Origin of the sequence: Microbacterium californiense, from assembly GCF_047246625.1 — a bacterium.
Taxonomy (GTDB): Bacteria; Actinomycetota; Actinomycetes; order Actinomycetales; family Microbacteriaceae; genus Microbacterium.
On the sequence record NZ_JBFOKQ010000001.1, the window covers coordinates 1,746,528 to 1,764,024 of the forward strand.

General features: G+C 70.0%; 19 protein-coding genes. 17 read left to right on the forward strand and 2 right to left on the reverse strand.

Features of this window, described 5'->3' with window-relative positions:
• Positions 1–4: 4 nt before the first annotated feature.
• Both AB3M82_RS08300 and AB3M82_RS08305 read right to left on the reverse strand, forming a co-directional pair.
• Positions 5–544 (reverse strand): 2'-5' RNA ligase family protein, encoded by a 540-nt coding sequence (locus AB3M82_RS08300; RefSeq protein ID WP_412956989.1) that lies wholly within the window; start codon positions 542–544, stop codon positions 5–7.
• A gap of 284 nt (positions 545–828) precedes the next feature.
• Positions 829–2,049 (reverse strand): ROK family protein, encoded by a 1,221-nt coding sequence (locus AB3M82_RS08305; protein WP_412956991.1) that lies wholly within the window; start codon positions 2,047–2,049, stop codon positions 829–831.
• Positions 2,050–2,149: 100 nt separating this feature from the next.
• Here AB3M82_RS08305 and AB3M82_RS08310 point away from each other — a divergent pair, with 100 nt between their 5' ends.
• The 17 genes from AB3M82_RS08310 (at position 2,150) to AB3M82_RS08390 (ending at position 17,432) form a co-directional block, all read left to right on the forward strand.
• On the forward strand, positions 2,150–3,475 hold the full coding sequence (locus tag AB3M82_RS08310; protein ID WP_412956992.1) for an ABC transporter substrate-binding protein: 1,326 nt from the start codon (positions 2,150–2,152) through the stop codon (positions 3,473–3,475).
• A complete protein-coding gene (locus tag AB3M82_RS08315) occupies positions 3,472–4,407 on the forward strand; it encodes a carbohydrate ABC transporter permease (RefSeq protein ID WP_412956994.1) in 936 nt (311 codons plus the stop codon). Before AB3M82_RS08310 ends, AB3M82_RS08315 begins: the two co-directional genes overlap by 4 nt.
• The gene (locus tag AB3M82_RS08320) at positions 4,407–5,285 is read left to right on the forward strand and encodes a carbohydrate ABC transporter permease (RefSeq protein ID WP_412956997.1); all 879 of its coding nucleotides are present in this window, start codon (positions 4,407–4,409) and stop codon (positions 5,283–5,285) included. Before AB3M82_RS08315 ends, AB3M82_RS08320 begins: the two co-directional genes overlap by 1 nt.
• Before the next feature lie 110 nt (positions 5,286–5,395).
• Positions 5,396–7,087 carry a glycoside hydrolase family 13 protein gene (locus AB3M82_RS08325; protein ID WP_412956999.1) on the forward strand — a complete coding sequence of 564 codons (1,692 nt, stop codon included), beginning with the start codon at positions 5,396–5,398 and terminating at the stop codon, positions 7,085–7,087.
• Positions 7,088–7,235: 148 nt separating this feature from the next.
• Positions 7,236–8,246 carry a metal ABC transporter solute-binding protein, Zn/Mn family gene (locus tag AB3M82_RS08330; RefSeq protein WP_412957001.1) on the forward strand — a complete coding sequence of 337 codons (1,011 nt, stop codon included), beginning with the start codon at positions 7,236–7,238 and terminating at the stop codon, positions 8,244–8,246.
• A 110-nt stretch (positions 8,247–8,356) separates the two neighbouring features.
• Positions 8,357–9,151 (forward strand): metal ABC transporter ATP-binding protein, encoded by a 795-nt coding sequence (locus tag AB3M82_RS08335; protein ID WP_412958027.1) that lies wholly within the window; start codon positions 8,357–8,359, stop codon positions 9,149–9,151.
• A complete protein-coding gene (locus AB3M82_RS08340; protein ID WP_412957003.1) occupies positions 9,148–10,008 on the forward strand; it encodes a metal ABC transporter permease in 861 nt (286 codons plus the stop codon). The genes AB3M82_RS08335 and AB3M82_RS08340 overlap by 4 nt, the downstream gene beginning before the upstream one ends.
• 66 nt (positions 10,009–10,074) lie before the next feature.
• Positions 10,075–10,491 carry a Fur family transcriptional regulator gene (locus AB3M82_RS08345; protein ID WP_412957006.1) on the forward strand — a complete coding sequence of 139 codons (417 nt, stop codon included), beginning with the start codon at positions 10,075–10,077 and terminating at the stop codon, positions 10,489–10,491.
• Between the two features lie 44 nt (positions 10,492–10,535).
• Positions 10,536–11,543, forward strand: coding sequence for a permease (locus AB3M82_RS08350; protein WP_412958028.1), 1,008 nt, complete (start codon positions 10,536–10,538; stop codon positions 11,541–11,543).
• The gene (locus AB3M82_RS08355) at positions 11,536–12,324 is read left to right on the forward strand and encodes a TIGR03943 family putative permease subunit (RefSeq protein ID WP_412957007.1); all 789 of its coding nucleotides are present in this window, start codon (positions 11,536–11,538) and stop codon (positions 12,322–12,324) included. Before AB3M82_RS08350 ends, AB3M82_RS08355 begins: the two co-directional genes overlap by 8 nt.
• A gap of 457 nt (positions 12,325–12,781) precedes the next feature.
• Positions 12,782–14,098 carry a hypothetical protein gene (locus tag AB3M82_RS08360; protein WP_412957008.1) on the forward strand — a complete coding sequence of 439 codons (1,317 nt, stop codon included), beginning with the start codon at positions 12,782–12,784 and terminating at the stop codon, positions 14,096–14,098.
• A gap of 1 nt (position 14,099) precedes the next feature.
• Positions 14,100–14,831: a DNA-3-methyladenine glycosylase gene (locus AB3M82_RS08365; protein WP_412957009.1), complete on the forward strand. Its 732-nt coding sequence runs from the start codon at positions 14,100–14,102 to the stop codon at positions 14,829–14,831.
• Positions 14,832–14,995: 164 nt separating this feature from the next.
• Positions 14,996–15,232 carry a 50S ribosomal protein L28 gene (rpmB, locus tag AB3M82_RS08370; protein ID WP_017203559.1) on the forward strand — a complete coding sequence of 79 codons (237 nt, stop codon included), beginning with the start codon at positions 14,996–14,998 and terminating at the stop codon, positions 15,230–15,232.
• Entirely contained in the window at positions 15,232–15,402 is a 171-nt protein-coding gene (gene rpmG, locus AB3M82_RS08375) for a 50S ribosomal protein L33 (protein WP_046014935.1), read from the forward strand. Before rpmB ends, rpmG begins: the two co-directional genes overlap by 1 nt.
• Positions 15,403–15,404: 2 nt before the next feature.
• On the forward strand, positions 15,405–15,710 hold the full coding sequence (gene rpsN, locus AB3M82_RS08380; RefSeq protein WP_412957011.1) for a 30S ribosomal protein S14: 306 nt from the start codon (positions 15,405–15,407) through the stop codon (positions 15,708–15,710).
• 284 nt (positions 15,711–15,994) lie between these two features.
• Positions 15,995–16,816 (forward strand): DUF559 domain-containing protein, encoded by an 822-nt coding sequence (locus tag AB3M82_RS08385; protein WP_412957013.1) that lies wholly within the window; start codon positions 15,995–15,997, stop codon positions 16,814–16,816.
• Between the two features lie 328 nt (positions 16,817–17,144).
• Positions 17,145–17,432, forward strand: a complete 288-nt coding sequence (locus AB3M82_RS08390; protein WP_412951830.1) for an HU family DNA-binding protein — start codon at positions 17,145–17,147, stop codon at positions 17,430–17,432.
• The last annotated feature ends 65 nt before the right edge of the window (positions 17,433–17,497 follow it).

The window sequence follows — 17,497 nt, forward strand, 5'->3', positions numbered from 1 at the left end:
CCCGCTACGGACGCCGCAGCTCCGTGAGGGTGGTGGTGGTCGCGGTCACGGGATCCCAGCGTCGCACGCTCGTCACGTGACCGTGGACGTCGCCGCCGACGAGATTGAGTGCGGCTGCGACATCCGCGACCCGTAGTCGGCGGGCGAGGGTGACGTGCGGGGTCCACTCGCCCGGAGCGGTGTGCGGGGCATCCTCGCCGGGGCCGGCGGCGTCGTGGGCCGTGGCATGGAGGCGGAGCAGCTCCGCGGTGGGCACGACGCTGCGGACCAACACGCGTCGCTCGCCCGTGCCGAACAGCAGCGGAGCACCCAGGATGATCGGGAACGAGGCGTACTCGACGAGGGAGTCTGCGTCGAACAGGGAGAGGTCGGGGCGCACGACCAGCGTGACGTGCGGGCGGTTGCTCGCCGACGTGTGCCTCGCGAGGCTCGACATCCCGTTCGCGGCGAGAGCGTCCCACTCCGCCCGGACCGCGGCTTCCGCAGCGGGGTCCAGGAGCAGCTCGATCGACGAAGGGGGTCGCTGCGGCTCGGCTTCTCGCACGGACCGATTATCCCGTCACACCGCGTCCCGCCGGCCCCGACGTCTGCACGACGGACGCCCCGCAGGCCGAGGGGTCAAGACACGCCGCGTACCGGCATCCGCGCAGGGCGTGTCTTGACCTCTCGCGGGGGGTGGGGTGGGTGGGGTGGGTGGTGGCGGGCGCATGACCGGCCGAGGGGTCAAGACACGCCGCGTACCGGCATCCGCGTAGGGCGTGTCTTGACCCCTCGCGGGGGTGGGGTGGGTGGGTGCGTGGTCGCGCGATGCGGGGAGGATGCCGGGGCTCAGGCGCGCATGCTGAGACGGCGCTCCGCGAGCAGCGGCACGGCGCGCTCGCGGGCGGCGCGGCGGGCGGTCGCGATCGCTCCGGCGGAGACGACCTCCGCGCCGAGCGTGGAAGCGAGGATCTGCGGGGCGGGCAGGTGCATCTCGGCGGGGAGGATGCGGCGGGCGGCGGCCAGCACGGGCTCGATGCTCTCGGCGACGGCGCCGCACACGATCACGCGGGCGGGGTCGTACATGCTGCCGAGCACACCGACGATGCGGGCGACGACGGCGCCCACCCGCTCTGCGACCCGCAGCGCGTCGCCGTCTCCCGAGGCGGCCAGGGTGAGCACGAGCCTGGGGTCGATGCGATCCTCCGCGACCAGGAGGCCGACGGGCCCGTCCGGCGCGATCTCGCCGGCGGCCACGGCCTCGCGCGCCTGGTCCTGCAGCGAATAGGGGAGGCCGACCGCGGTCTCGACGCCGGTGATGTGGTCGAAGACGACGCCCTCGCCGACGCCCCCGTGGGCGCCGTGCAGCACGTGCCCGTCGACGACGACGCCGCCGCCGAACCGCTCGCTCGCGAGCAGGGCGACGTAGTCCCGGCATCCGACGGCTGCGCCGGTCGCTCCCTCGGCGATCGCCGCGAGCTGGGCGTCGTTCTTGACCTCGACGATGTGCGCCCAGTCGCGCAGCGCCTCCGCGAGCCCGGGGTTCGTGCGCTCCCAGAAGCCGTCGGGGTGCGGGGGCGAGATGCCGTTGCGGTCGACGGGGGCGGCGACGCCGGCGCAGAGCGCGAGCACGCGGTCGCGGGGGACCTCGGCCTCGGCGAGGGTCGTCTCGAGCTGCGCGATGATCGTCGCGCGACGGACCTCGGCGGGCTGCAGCGGATCGACCTCGACGCGGTGATGCACGAGGACGCGGTCGAGCGGATCGGCCACGCTGACGGCCAGGTGGGTGGCTCCGGCGTCGATGCCCACGACGACACCGAGATCGGCGGACAGAGTGAACCGGCGGGCGGGACGCCCGGAGCGGTAGGCGCCGACGGCGCGCGCGTTGGGCAGTTCGCGGAGGATGCCGGCGTCGAGCAGCGTGTCGATCGCGTCGATGGCGGTGGACCGGGTGAGCGAGGTCCCGGCCATGACCTCGGTCGCGGTGAACTCGCCAGCCGCCCAGGCGAAGTCGAGCACGGCGCCGACGCTCGCACGTCCGGTCCCGAGACCCGTTGAGACATCTGCCACCGCGCTTGACCTTCCTGTCGTCCAGTGAGAGAGTACCCTTCGACGGAGTAAATTCGCTCATTAGATTTAGTGCGCGGATCTACCGATGGGAAGGACGACGGTGTCTGAGAAACGAACACGAGTGGTGCGGTGGGTCGCCGGGGGACTCGGGCTCACCCTGGTGGGCGCCGCCCTCACGAGCTGCGCGGCCGGCGACGGCACCGAGACGATCCGCTTCACGTTCAGCAAGCGCGAGGCGATCGAGTTCATGACCGAGCTCGTCGCCGACTACAACGCGTCGCAGGACGACGTGCGGGTCGAGATCGACACCTCGGGCGTCGACGTCGTGTCGGCGAGCTTCGTGCGCGGCAACCCGCCCGACATCATGCTCGGCAACTACAACTACGAGGTCGCCCGGTTCGTGCAGCGATGCGCTCTCACCGACCTCTCCGAGACGGAGGCGGCGGCCAGCATCCGCGACGATCTCCAGCCGCTCATGGAGCAGTACGGCTCCTGCGAGGGCCGCACCAGTGCCCTGCCCTACTCGGTCATGGCCGCCTCGGTGATCTACAACAAGCAGATCTTCGAGGAGCAGGGCCTGGAGGTGCCGCAGACCTGGGACGAGCTGCTCGCGGTGAGCGACCAGCTGCAGGCCGCAGGCATCACCCCGTTCTACGCCACGTTCAAGGACGACTGGACCGTCGCTCAGGGCTGGTACGACTACACCGCCGGCGGGTCGGTCGACGTCATCGAGTTCTTCGATGCGCTCGCCGAGGAGGGCGCCGAGGTCGGACCCGACTCCGAGGTGTCGTTCGAGAAGGACTTCGCCGAGCCCATGGACCGCATGATGCAGCTGGCGGAGAACTACACGAACGAGGATGCCGCGAGCCGCGCCTACGGTGACGGCAACCTCGCCTTCGCCAAGGGCGAGGCGGCGATGTACCTGCAGGGACCGTGGGCGTTCAGCGAGATCGCGAAGACCGATCCCGACCTCGACCTCGGCACCTTCCCGCTGCCCATGACCGACGACCCGGCCGACCTCGGCGTGCGGGTCAACATGGACCTCGCGGCGATGATCCCCGAGGAGTCGGACCACCACGAGGCGGCACGCGACTTCCTCGAGTACCTCTTCCTCCCCGAGAACATCGAGGCGTACAACGAGTCCCAGCTCGGCTTCACGCCGACGAAGGACGCCCCGGCGCCCGACGACCCGCGCATCGAGGGGATGATCGAGTACTACGAGAACGGCCAGATCTACCAGGGGCCGTCGGTGCTCGTGCCGAAGACCCTCCCGATCTTCAACTACGCGCAGGCCATGGTGCTCGGCGCGTCGCCGGCATCCATCCTGCGCACCATGGACGCCGACTGGGCCCGGATCGCCTTCCGCGCCCCGATCCCGTCGACGCAGACCTCGGCATCCGGCGCGACAGAGGAGTCCACGCCATGACCACCACGACGACCCGACCGCTGACGAGCACCACGACGATCCTCACGGGGAAGACTCGCAAGCTCCGCAGCTCCTCCCGCAGGGTGGAGCCGATCTACTACCTGTTCCTGCTGCCGACGCTCGTGATCTTCACGCTCGCGATCACGGTGCCGGGAGTGATCGGCATCTTCTTCAGCTTCACCGACTCGATCGGCATCGGCGAGTGGAGCTTCAACGGCTTCACGAACTACATCGCGATGTTCAGCGACCCGTCGATCCTGCAGAGCTACCTGTTCACGTTCGGCTTCTCGATCGCCACGGTGATCGTGGTCAATGTGATCGCGTTCCTGCTGGCCGTGGGTCTCACGTCCCGCATCCGATTCAAGACGGGCCTGCGCACGATCTTCGTGATCCCGATGGTGATCTCGGGCATCATCATCGCCTACGTCTTCAACTTCCTGTTCTCGAACTCGATCCCGGCCGCCGGCGCCGCCACCGGCATCACCTGGCTGCAGACGAGCCTCCTCGCGAACCCCGACCTCGCCTGGGTGGCGATCGTGATCGTCACCGCGTGGCAGGCCGTGCCCGGCACCCTGCTCATCTACATCGCCGGCCTGCTCTCGGTGCCGGGCGAGGTCTACGAGGCGGCGAGCATCGACGGCGCCAGCAAGCGCCAGCAGCTCACGCGCATCACCATCCCGCTCGTCATGGGCTACGTGGTGATCAACATCATCCTGGGATTCAAGGGATTCCTGAACGCCTACGACATCATCGTCGGCCTCACCAACGGCGGCCCGGGCACCGCCACCCGCAGCGTCGCGATGACGATCATCGCGGGCTTCAACGGCGGCGACTACGCCTACCAGATGGCGAATGCGACCATCTTCTTCATCGTCGCCGTGCTCATCTCGCTCCTCCAGCTCTCGCTGACGCGCGGAAGGAACGCACTCTGATGTCGACGCAGACCATCACCACCACGACCGCCGGGGGCAGGAAGCCGCGCCAGAAGATGGAGCGCGTCAACTGGTCGGGCACGATCATCCTCATCCTGTGCGCGGTCACGGTGCTGCTGCCGCTGTACGTCACCATCTCGATGGCGTTCAAGACGACGAGCCAGGCCGTCGACGGCAACGCGTTCTCGCTGCCGGCCCCGTTCAGCATCGACGGGTTCGTGCAGGCCTGGAACCTCACGAAGTTCCCCGTCGGAGCCGGGATCTCGCTGCTGGTCACCGCCGGCACCGTGATCGCGACGATCGTGCTGGCCTCCTGGGCCTCGTATGCGATCGTGCGCAACTGGGACCGTCGGCTGTTCCGGTACTCGTTCTTCTACCTGCTCGCGGCGATGTTCATCCCGTTCCCGGTGGTCGCCCTGCCGCAGATTCAGCTCACGGGGCGCGTCGGACTCGACAACCCGTTCGGCGTCATCATCCTCGCGACGATGTTCCAGCTGAGCTTCAGCGTGCTCCTGTTCACCGCGTTCCTGCGCTCGATCCCCATCGAGCTGGAGGAGAGCGCCCGCATCGACGGAGCCAGCACGTGGCAGACGTTCTGGCGGCTGATCTTCCCGCTGCTCGCGCCCATGAGCGCCACGGTCGGCATCTTCGCGTTCCTGTACTCCTGGAACGACTTCATGATGCCCTCGCTGATCATCTCCGATCCGGCGATGCAGACGCTGCCGGTGCGGCAGAACCTGTTCCAGAACCAGTTCAGCAACAACTACAACGTCGCCTTCGCGTCGTACCTCATGGCCATGGCCCCGGCGATCGTGGCCTACCTGTTCACGCAGCGCTGGGTCATGGAGGGCGTCACGCAGGGCGCCGTCAAGGGCTAGACCCCTTCGTCTCGTCGCTCGTTCAGGAACCGGTTCCTGGGCGAGGAGCGCAGCCACGAGACGAAGGACACCACGAGAACCACCGCAACACCGAAGGAGCACCACCCGCTATGACCGACGCGACCCTCACCGAGTCCCGCGACGAGGCCAAGACGGCCGAATGGTGGCGCCAGGCCGCCGTGTACCAGATCTACCCCCGCAGCTTCGCCGACGCGAACGGCGACGGGCTCGGCGACATCCCCGGCATCCTGTCGCGCGTGGACTACCTCGCCGACCTCGGGATCGACGCCGTCTGGCTCAGCCCGTTCTACCCGTCGGAGCTCGCCGACGGCGGCTACGACGTGGCCGACTACCGGAACGTCGATCCGCGGCTGGGCACCCTCGACGACTTCGACGCCATGGTCGAGGCGCTGCACGCCCGCGGCATCCACGTCATCGTCGACATCGTCCCCAACCACTCGTCGGACCAGCACGCGTGGTTCCAGGAGGCGCTGGCCGCCGGACGCGGCTCGGAGGCGCGCGAGCGGTACATCTTCCGCGACGGGAAGGGTCCGGACGGCTCGGAGCCGCCCACCGACTGGGTCTCGGTATTCGGCGGGCCGGCGTGGCAGCGGGTCGAGGACGGCCAGTGGTACTTCCACCACTTCGCCACCGAGCAGCCCGACTTCAACTGGAACCACCCGGACGTGCGCGAGGACTTCCTGAAGACGCTCCGCTTCTGGTCGGACCGCGGCGTCGACGGCTTCCGCATCGACGTGGCGCACATGCTCACGAAGGACCTCACCGAGCCGCTGCCGTCCCGCGCCGAGCTCGAGGCGATGGACTCGACGACCGGCGTGCACCCGATCACCGATCGCGACGACGTGCACGAGGTCTACGCCGAGTGGCGCAAGGTCTTCAACTCGTACGACCCGCCGCGCACCGCGGTCGCGGAGGCCTGGGTGGCGACGCCCGAGCGTCGCGCGCGGTACGCCTCGGCCGAGGGGCTCGGGCAGGCGTTCAACTTCGATCTGCTCGAGGCCGACTTCGATGCGCCGGAGTTCCGGGCGATCATCGACGAGAACCTCGCTCAGTCGCGGCTGTCGGGGTCGTCGACGACCTGGGTGCTGTCGAACCACGATGTGACGCGGCACGCGACACGGTACGGTCTGGCGCCGCTCCGCGGGCGCGATGTCAAGCAGGGCACCGAGTGGGTGGCGGCCGGCGGCCCCGCCGACATGCTCGACCGCGACCGGGGCCTGCGGCGCGCGAAGGCCGCGACACTGCTGCTGCTCGGACTGCCCGGCAGCGCCTACCTGTACCAGGGCGAGGAGCTGGGGCTGCACGAGGTGGCCGAGATCGCTCCCGAGCAGCGGCAGGATCCGGCGTTCTTCCGCGGCGCCGAGTTCGACGGGCTCGGACGCGACGGATGCCGCGTGCCGCTGCCCTGGTCGGCCGACGGGGTCTCGTTCGGGTTCGGTTCGGCTCCCGCGCATCTTCCGCAGCCGGCGTGGTTCGCCGATCACGCGGTGGATGCCGAGGCCGCCGACCCCGCCTCGACGCTGTCGCTCTACCGCGAGGCGCTGCGGTTGCGGCATCCGCTGCAGACGGGCGAGACGCTGGAGTGGGTCGAGACCGGGCGTGCCGACGTGCTGCGCTTCGTGCGCCCGAACGGGTGGCAGGTGGTGACGAACTTCGGCACCGAGCCCTTCGATCTCGGGGCGGATGCCGCGGACGTGGTGCTCTCGAGTGCACCGCTCGCGGGGTCTGCGCTGCCGGGCGAGGCGTCGGTCTGGATCGCTCCCGCATCGCTGCTGAGCTGAGGTCCGGGCCCTTCGTCTCGCTTCGCTCGCTCAGGAACCGGTGTCGGGAGACCCGGTTCCTGAGCGAGGAGCGCAGCGACGAGACGAAGGCCCGCCCTCCGATTCGCTCAGTTTGATAATGGTTCTCATTAGCGTTTAGAGTGGGAGCATGAAGAAGCCCGTCGTCGCCCTCGCCTTCGCCTCCGTCGCCGCCGTCGCGCTCGCCGGATGCTCGTCCAGCCCCGCCGCGGGGGAGGGCGACGCCGACGGCACCGTCGCGGTCGTGGCGAGCACCAACGTGTACGGCGACATCGCGGCGCAGATCGGCGGTGACCGCGTCGACGTCGAGTCGATCATCACGTCGGCCTCGCAGGACCCGCACTCCTACGAGGCGACCGCCCGCGACCGGCTCACCGTGCAGGACGCCGACCTCGTGATCGAGAACGGCGGCGGGTACGACGCCTTCATCGACACGCTCCTGCAGGACGCCCAGGACCCGCACGTCGTCACGGCGGTGGAGTTCTCGCACGACTACCCGGGCAACGAGGGTCACTCCGACGAGGCCGGTCACGAGCACGCCGAGGGCGACGACCACGCGCACGAGCACGCCGAGGGCGAGGAGGGGCACGACCACGCCGGTCACGACCACATCGAGGGCTTCAACGAGCACGTCTGGTTCGACCCGCACACGATGATCCACGTCGTCGAGGCGATCACCGAGGAGCTTACGGAGCTCGACCCCGCCGGCGCCGACGACTTCGCGGCCAACGCGGCCGAGCTGACCGCCGACCTCGAAGGGTTCGAGGCGGAGCTGGATACGCTGGCGGCGGAGGCGACCGGCGTGAACGTCTTCATCACCGAGCCGCTGCCCGGCTACCTCGCCGAGGCTGCGGGCTTCACCGACGTCACGCCCGAGGGCTTCGCCGAGGCGGTCGAGGAGGGCACCGACGTCGCCCCCGCCGTGCTGCTGGAGGCGCTCGACGTGATCGGGAGCGGCGAGGTCACCGCCGTGCTCACCAACGCGCAGACCGGCGGGTCCGAGACGCAGCGCGTCGAGGATGCGGCCACGGATGCCGGCATCCCCGTCGTGGCCTTCACGGAACTGCTTGAGGACGGATCGTCGTACTCTGAGTGGATGAGTGACGCGATCCAGAGCCTCGCCGCCGCGACCCGGTCGTGAGCCGTCCTTCGTCGGATCCCCCAGTTCCTGAGCGAGCGAAGCGAGACGAAGGGCGCTCAGGAACCGACGAAGGGCGCTCAGGGACCGACGAGAAGCTCGCCGTCCTCGAGATCGCGGATGCCGCGCTCCACCGGGGCGATCGCGAGCTGTGGTCCGGGCTGGACCTGACCGTGCACGCGGGCGAGTTCATCGCCGTGCTGGGACCCTCGGGGTCGGGCAAGACCACCCTGCTCCGCAGCATCCTGGGCCTGCAGCCGCTGTCCTCGGGAACCATCCGCGTCGCGGGAGAGCCGGTGCATCGCGGCAACTCCCGCATCGGGTACATCCCGCAGCAGCGCTCTCTCGCGCCGGACACCAGCATGCGCGCCCGAGACCTCGTCGCGCTGGGGGTGCAGGGGAGCCGCTTCGGCTTCCCGATCCCGCGCCGCGGCGACCGGGCCGCCGTCGACCGCCTGCTCGAGTCGGTCGGCGCGTCGCACTTCGCCGACCGTCGCGTCGGGCTGCTCTCGGGCGGCGAGCAGCAGCGGCTGCGCGTGGGCCAGGCGCTCGCCGACGAGCCCGCGCTGCTGCTGTGCGACGAGCCCCTCTCGAACCTCGACCTCGCCAACCAGGTCGCCGTGACCGACATCATCGACCGGCAGCGCCGCGAGCGCGAAGCCGCGGTGCTGTTCGTGACCCACGACATCAACCCGATCCTCGGCCGGGTCGACCGCATCCTCTACATCGCCGGCGGCAGGTTCCTGCTCGGCACCCCCGACGAGGTGCTGCAGACGCGCGTGCTCACCGAGCTCTACGGCACGCCGGTGTTCGTGCTGCGGGCGGGCGACCGGCTGGTCGTCGTCGGGGTTCCGGATGCCGAGCCTCACCACGATCATGGCGAGCACGTGCACGGAGGAGCCGCGTGAGGCCGCTGGTCGACTGGGCCGACGTGTTCTCGTTCCAGGATTACGGCGCGCTCGTCGCGCTGCTCGCGAACTCGATCGTCGCGGGCGCGGTGCTGGGTGTCGTCGGCGGTCTCATCGGCGTCTTCGTGATGCAGCGCGACCTCGCCTTCGCCGTCCACGGGGTGAGCGAGCTGTCGTTCGCCGGCGCCGCCGCCGCCCTGCTCTTCGGCGGGAGCGTCGTCTTCGGCTCCCTCGGCGGAGCGCTCGTCGCGGCGATCCTCATCGGCGTGCTCGGCGCCAAGGCCCGCGACCGCAACTCCATCGTCGGAGTCCTCATGCCGTTCGGCCTCGGCCTCGGCATCCTGTTCCTGTCGCTCTACGACGGACGCAGCGCGAACCGGTTCAGCCTGCTCACCGGGCAGATCGTGTCGGTGTCGAGCCCCGACCTCGGCTGGCTCATCGGCATCAGCCTGGTGGTGCTGATCGGGCTGCTCGTGATGTGGAATCCGCTCCGCTTCGACTCGCTCGATCCCGAGTCCGCCGCCGCGCGCGGCGTGCCGACCCGCGCGGTCAGCCTGCTGTTCATGGTGCTGCTCGGGCTCATCGTCGCGGTGAGCGTGCACATCATCGGGGCGCTGCTCGTGATGGCGCTGCTGGTCACCCCCGCTGCGGCCGCGATGCGGGTGACCGCGGGACCCGTCGCGGTGCCGCTGCTCGCCGCGCTCTTCGGCTTCGTGTCGGCGGTGGGCGGCATCCTGCTCGCGCTCGCCGGCACCCTGCCGGTCAGCCCGTACATCACGACCCTGTCGTTCACGATCTACGTGGTGTGCTGGATCGTGCAGAAGTCCCGCGCGCGCGTGAGGCGCGTGCGCGCGTGAGGCGACCGGGATCAGGCCGCGATGTCTCCCAGCCCGTGCTGATCCCCGCCGCCTAGAATCGTGGGTATGGCTCAGCGGAACACCTGGCAGCGCGAACGCGTGCGCGAAGCGCTCGCCGACGCGCGCGGTTTCGTCAGCGCGCAGAACCTCCACGCCTCCCTGCGCGACGACAACACGGGCATCGGCCTGGCCACCGTGTACCGGGCGCTCGCCGGTCTCGCGGCCTCGGGAGACGCCGACTCGCTGCAGAGCCCCGAGGGCGAGGCGCTCTACCGCGCCTGCACCACGCAGGGCCACCACCACCACCTGATCTGCCGATCCTGCGGTCTGACCGTCGAGATCGAGGCGAAGGACGTCGAGCAGTGGGCGCACCGCACCGCGGCCCTGCACGGCTTCACCGATGCGGCGCACGTCGTCGACATCTTCGGCCTGTGCGCCTCCTGCACGAACAAGCGCGACGCCGAGAGGGCCGCGACGGCGTGAGCCTCACGACGGGCTCGAGCACCCGCCCCGGGGCTCCGCGGACGATGCACGCGCATCGCCCCGGCCCGTCGCCCCGTTCGGCCTGGGTGGGCCTCGGCATCGGGGCGGCGATCGTGGCGGCGCTGTTCCTGATCGACCTGTTCCTCCCGGCGCTGTTCCCCGCCTCGCTGCCCACCCGGGCGCAAGACGGGCTGACCCTCTCGCTGAGCGTGCTGATCGAGTCGCTGCCCTTCGTGATCCTCGGCGTGCTGCTGTCGATCGTGGTGCAGGTCTGGCTTCCCGCCGACGTCATCCACCGGTGGCTCCCGAAGCGCGCCTGGGCCCGGCGGGCGGTGCTGTCGCTGCTGGGCATGCTCGTCCCGGTCTGCGAGTGCGGCAACGTGCCCTTCGCCCGAGGACTCATGATGCGCGGGCTCGCCCCGGCCGAGGCGATGACCTTCCTCATCGCGGCTCCGATCGTGAACCCGATCGTGATCCTCACCACCCATGCCGCGTTCGGGTGGGACGGCGGCATCCTGGTCGCGCGGCTGGTCGGCGGCTACCTCATCGCCAACCTCATCGGCTGGATCTACAGCCGTCACCCCTCGCCCGACGCCATGCTCACGCAGCGATTCATCGACACGTGCGACCGCGTGACGCACGAGCACGGCACACCGGTGAAGCGCAGCCTCACGCAGTTCCTCGTCGAGCTGCGGGCCGTCATGCCGGCGCTCGTCATCGGCTCGGCGCTCGCCGGGGCGGTGCAGGTGCTGATCCCGCGCGACCTCCTGCTCGCGATCGGCGGCAACCCGGTGCTGTCCATCGTCGCGATGATGATCCTCGCCATGACCGTCGCGATCTGCTCGAACGTCGACGCGTTCTTCGCGCTGTCGTTCGCCTCGACGTTCTCGTCGGGGGCGCTCGTCGCATTCCTCCTGGTGGGGCCGCTCGTCGACATCAAGATGCTCGCGCTCATGCGCACGACCTTCACGGCCCGCACCCTCGCCGGGATCGTGGGTGTGGTCGTCGCGGCCGCCTTCGTGATCGGGATCGGGGTGAACGTCCTTGTCTGAGCGGACTCCTTCGCGCCTGCGCGCCCTCGGCACCCGGTGGCTCGGCATCGGTCTCGCGACCCTCGCCGCGGTCGTCACCCTGGGTCTCGGGGCCACCGGCCGCCTCACGCTGTACATCAGTCCCGAGTCGGTCTGGTTCGCGTGCGCCGCGGCGGTCGTCACCCTCGCCGGAGCGGTCTGGTCGTGCACCCTGCCGCTCGGCAGCGAGGCCGACCACGGCCACGACCACGGCACGGAGGCGTCGGAGGATGCCGACGCCCCGGTCTCGCGTCGACGCTCGCTCGCCGCGGTCGGCGCCGTGACCGGCGGGATCGTCGCCAGTGGAGTCGTCGTCGCCGCGCTCGTGCTGCCGCCCGCGTCGCTCTCGGTCGAGCTCGCCATGTCGCGCGTCGGCGAGCAGCCCGCGCTCTTCGCCGGCTCCGACGAGATCACGCTGGGCGTCGCCGACACCTCCACGTTCGGGGTGGGGGACTGGTCGAGCGTCTTCGCGACCGCCACGAACACGGCGGCGTACGACGGCGCGTCCGTCACGCTGCAGGGCTTCGTGACCCCGGATGCCGTGGACGAGGGCGAGGTCAACCTCACCCGCATGGTCATCACGCACTGCGTGATCGACGCACAGCCCGCGACTCTGCCGGTGAACGTCGACGCGAAGGAGTTCGGCACCGGTCAGTGGATCGAGGTCACCGGCACGGTCCGGACGGATGCCGACGGCGCGCTGCGCATCGAGCCCACCGACGTCGTCGCGATCGACGAGCCGGGGGATCCGTATGAGTACTGACGACGAGCGCTCCGAGACCCCCGCGCCGAGGACCCGCGCCGAGCTTCGCGCCGCCCGCGAGGCCGCCGCCGCCCCGGTTCCTGAGCGAGCGCAGCGAGACGAAGGGCCGACTGAGGAGCGCCCTTCGTCTCGTCTCGTCGCTCCTCGCTCAGGGACCGGTGGATCGCACGCCGCTTCGGACACCCCGGTTCCTGAGCGAGCGCAGCGAGACGAAGGGCCGGCCCGACGCTCCTCGTACGAGGCGCTCCCGGGGGCCGAGACCGCGGCGCCGCGTCGCGAGCCGAAGCCGGAGCGCGAGCCCCGGCCGGGCCGCCCGCCGAAGCCGCCGCGGGAACCCCGCACGCCCAGACCGCCGAAGCCTCCTCGCGGGGTCCGTGCGCCGCGCTCGCCGCGTCCTGCAGCCCCCTCCCGACGGTTCGGGATCGCCCTCGGAGCGGTCCTCGGCATCCTCGTCCTCGTGGGCGCCGCCTTCGGGGTCGTCAGCCTCACGCAGGGGCCCCGGGTGACCGAGGTGCAGGTCGACCCCGCGCACGCCATCGAGTCCTCCGGCAGCCGCGTCATCCTCACCGCGAACCAGGCGCTCGGCACCGTCGACCCCGCGCAGGTCACGGTTGAACCCGCCGTGCCGTTCACGGTCGACGCGGCAGGGCGGGGCGTCGGCATCCGCTTCACCGTCCCGCTCGACGACGCCACCCGCTACACCGTCACGGTCGCCGATGTCACCGGCGTCTCGGGGGGGCCGTCGAGCGACCTGACCACGACGTTCACCACTCCCGCGTCGACGATCTTCCTGCTGAACCGCGACCCCGACGGCGACGACAAGATCTTCTCGACCGACCTCACCGGTGAGCAGGCGGTGCCCGTGTTCGCCGCCGACAAGATCAACGACTTCCGTGCGACGTCGAGCCAGCTGGTCGTCACGACGGAGGAGGACGACGGCTCCCGTCTGCTCGTCATGAACCGCGACGGCTCCGACCCGCGCGAGCTGCCGCTCCCCGGAGAGGGGTACGTCGGCTCGATCCAGGTCTCCGAGCGCGGCGGTCTGGTCGGGTACAACTACTCCGACCGCGAGCTCAGCGACACCGAGGGGCGCGCCAGCGTGCTCGTCACGCAGTCCCTGAACGACAGCGAGTCCGAGCCGGAGATCATCGAGGTCGGCGGCGAGGAGGCGAGCGTCTTCTCCTGGCAGTTCGTTCCCGACAGCGCCGCGGTCCTGTTCATCGACTTCGACGGCGGTCTCGCACTGGTCGACCGCTCGAGCGACGCCGGGGTGCAGTCCCTCGGCCTGGCCGCGAACATCCAAGGCATCAGCCGCGGCACCTACACCGCGATCGTCGAGCGTCTCGACAACACCGTCGTCGAGCTGAACCTCGCCGACGGGTCCGAGCAGCCGCTCGCGGCATCCGATCCCGACTACGGCATCGCCACGACCATCACCCCGTACCCCGGCGGAACCCTGCGGCACATCGTGCAGCGCAACGAGGCCGGGATCCCGACCGGCCAGGCGATCATCCGGGTGGAGGAGGACGGCACGGCGAGCCCGCTCGTCGAGGTCGACTCCACCGACTCGATCCTGCAGGCGTGCGCGTCGCCCAGCGGTCAGTACGCCGCGGTCGTGATCGCCCCCGACATGACCGACAACCCGTACGACGAGATGCTGCTCCCGCTGCCGCAGAAGACCGAGACGCACCTGCTCGACCTCCGCACCGGCGAGGAGATGGTCGCCCTGACCGGCTTCGATCCCTCGTGGTGCGCGACGGCGCCGCGGTTCTGACGTGAGCCCCTCCGTTCCCGGTACTGCTGCCGCGGGCCTGCGCCGCGCGACGCGCGAGGAGCTCCGCGGTCTCCCGGTCGACGTCGCCCCGCTGCTGCTCGGCGGCGAGCTGCGCACGCGGGTGCTCGATGCCGACGGCGCGGAGTCCGAGGTGCGCGTGCGGGTGACGGAGGTCGAGGCGTACCACGGTCAGGGCACCGGACCCTTCGCCGACCCGGGTTCCCACGCCCGCATGGGCCGCACCGCCCGAAACGCCACGATGTGGGGCGAGCCCGGGCACCTCTACGTGTACCTCAGCCACGGCATCCACTCCTGCGTGAACGTCGTCTGCGGCCCCGAGGGGCAGGCCGGCGGTGTGCTGCTGCGCGCGGGTGAGGTCGTCGGCGGGACGGATGCCGCGGCACGGCGTCGAGGAGTCGCCGGTCCGCTGACGTCGCGGGCGCTGCGCGACCTCGTGCGCGGTCCGGGTCGGCTCGGACAGGCCGTCGGGCTGCGGCATCCGCTCCACGACGGCATCGACGCGATCACCGGGGACGTCTGGCACGGGGCCCGGGCCGAGCTGTGGCTCTCCACCGGGTCGGTCGAGGTCGCGACCGGACCACGCGTCGGCGTCGCCGGAGTGGCGGGCACGGACGCCTTCCCGTGGCGGTTCTGGATCGCGGGCGACCCGACGGTCTCGCCGTTCCGCTGGGGGCGGGGAGCGCAGGAGGCGGCGCTGCTCTCGGAGCGCTGACTCCGGATTCGAGACGCGGGCCGGGGTGTGATAGCCTTGGCGATTGTCTGTGCACACTCCTGTGCGCAGTTCGCGTGCTGTTCGTCCTCGAGGGGGCGGCGGCGTGCAGACAAGGGATCTTGGGTGGGGCCGTCCGGCCTCACGGTAATGAAGGAGTCACCATCATGGCAGCAGTGTGCCAGGTGACCGGAGCTGTTCCCGGCTTCGGTCACAACGTCTCGCACTCGCACCGCCGGACGAAGCGCCGCTTCGACCCGAACGTGCAGAAGAAGACTTATTTCGTCCCGTCGCTGGGTCGTAAGATCACGCTCAACGTGTCCGCCAAGGGCATCAAGGTGATCGACGTACGCGGCATCGAGAACGTCGTCAAGGACCTCCAGGCGAAGGGTGTGAAGCTCTAATGGCCAAGAAGGCTCAGGACGTTCGTCCCATCATCAAGCTGCGTTCGACGGCAGGCACCGGTTACACCTACGTGACCAAGAAGAACCGTCGTAACACCCCCGACCGTCTCGTGCTGAAGAAGTACGACCCGGTGGTTCGCAAGCACGTCGAATTCCGCGAGGAGCGTTAATCATGGCGAAGAAGAGCAAGATCGCTCGCAACGAGCAGCGCAAGGTCATCGTCGCGCGGTACGCCGAGCGTCGCGCCGAGCTGAAGAAGACCCTGGTCGACCCGAACGCGACCGACGAGGCCCGTGAGGCCGCTCGCGTCGGCCTGCAGAAGCTGCCGCGCAACGCGTCGCCGGCTCGCGTGCGTTCGCGCGACGTCATCGACGGCCGTCCCCGCGGTGTCCTCACGAAGTTCGGCATCTCGCGTGTCCGCTTCCGTGACATGGCTCACCGTGGCGAGCTGCCCGGCGTGACCAAGTCCAGCTGGTAAGTCCCAGCGACGTCGAAAGGGGCGAGGATCTTCGGATCCTCGCCCCTTTTCGTGCGTCCGCGTGGTGCGTCCGGGAGGGGCGGGCGGCGTGTGGGGCGCGCGGCGTGTGAAGGAGAACCCCCTCAACGAAGGAGGATTGTCGGCATCCGCTCCTTCGTCTGCGTTGTTCTCCTTCATGCGCGGTGACACAGGACACGCCCTCCACATCGGCCTCCGGCGACGAATGATCCACACTGGTGAGGATCTGGGACGGCGAATGCGTCGAGCGCCCGCAGGCTCGGAGGATGGATGCCGTCGCTGAACTCGAACGTCTCGGCGGAGTGGCACGCGTCGCCGCGCTTCGCGAAGCGGGAGTCAGCGATCACGCCCTTCGGAGAGCGCGATCCTCGGGCGCGTTGGTCACGATCCGGAACGGCTGGGTCGCATTGCCGGGTGCCGACCGGCAGCTCGTCGGGGCGGCCGCGCGCGGGGTGGTGCTGACCTGCGTCACCGCGGCGGAGCGACAGGGGCTATGGGTCCCGACGAAGTCTCTGCACGTGGCCGCCCGGCCGAACGCCGCACGGGTCTCCGTGCCGCCGGGCGTGGTCGTGCACTGGTCGAAGCCGATCGTTCCGCGCGAGCCCGGCGCCGTCGTCGACGGACTCGTGAACGCGCTGGTGACGGCCGCGCGGTGCCAACCGTATGAGACGGCGCTGGTGATCTGGGAGTCGGCGATGAACAGACGACTGGTCGACCGCGCCCGCCTTCGGGGCTTCGACCTCCCGACCGCAGCACGGGAGGTGCTCGAGACCGCCCGTCCTTTCGCCGACTCGGGGCTGGAGACGATCTTCATCCACCGGCTGCGATGGATGGGTGTGCGGATGCTCCCGCAGGTCTGGCTCCTCGATCGCCAGGTCGACGTGCTGGTCGGCGAGCGGCTCGTGATCCAGATCGATGGCGCCACCCACACCGGACCTCAGCGCACGAGGGACATCGCGCACGACGCGCAGCTGATGCTCCGGGGCTATCACGTGCTGCGCTTCAGTTACGAGCAGATCATGGAGCGCTGGGCCGAGGTGCAGGCCGTGGTGATGGAGGCCGTGGCGCAGGGCCGTCACCTCGCGTGATGGCACCCATCCGGAATCCCGCAAGCGAGAAGGAGAACCCCCGGATTGAAGGAGCCTTTCGTAGAGAACGTCCTCCGTTTCGGGTGATCTCCTTTCTTTCGAACCCGCGCGCACCCCGCGCGGCACTCCAGAGAAGAGGCGCCGCAGGGCCCGAAACCTGTGACTGGAGTGAAAAAAGTCGTCCGACACACCCTGTAAATGACCAAAACCCGCGAAATGACGCGGAAATGCGGGTGGTCGTTGGTACATTCGAGGCGGTCACTCGACCAGGGGCATCCGCCCCGACACCACCAACGATGCGACGGGATCCTCGTCGCTGGAGGATGACATGGCTGACAAGTCCATCACGAAGACCGAGCTCGTCGCGAGCATCGCAAGCGCCACGGGTCAGAGCCAGGCCACCGTCTCGGGTGTCCTCGACTCGCTGTTCTCCACGGTCTCCGACGCCGTTGCCAAGGGCAGCAAGGTCTCGATCCCGGGCTGGATCTCGTTCGAGCAGGTCGACACCGCCGCTCGCACCGGCCGCAACCCGCAGACCGGCGCCGAGATCAAGATCCCGGCCGGCAAGCGCGTCAAGGTGACCGCCGGCTCCAAGCTGAAGGCAGCCGTCAAGTAAGACGCTTCCCGCCGAAGGCCGCCGCCCCTCGGGGTGGCGGCCTTCTGCGCACCGGCCCGCAGCCG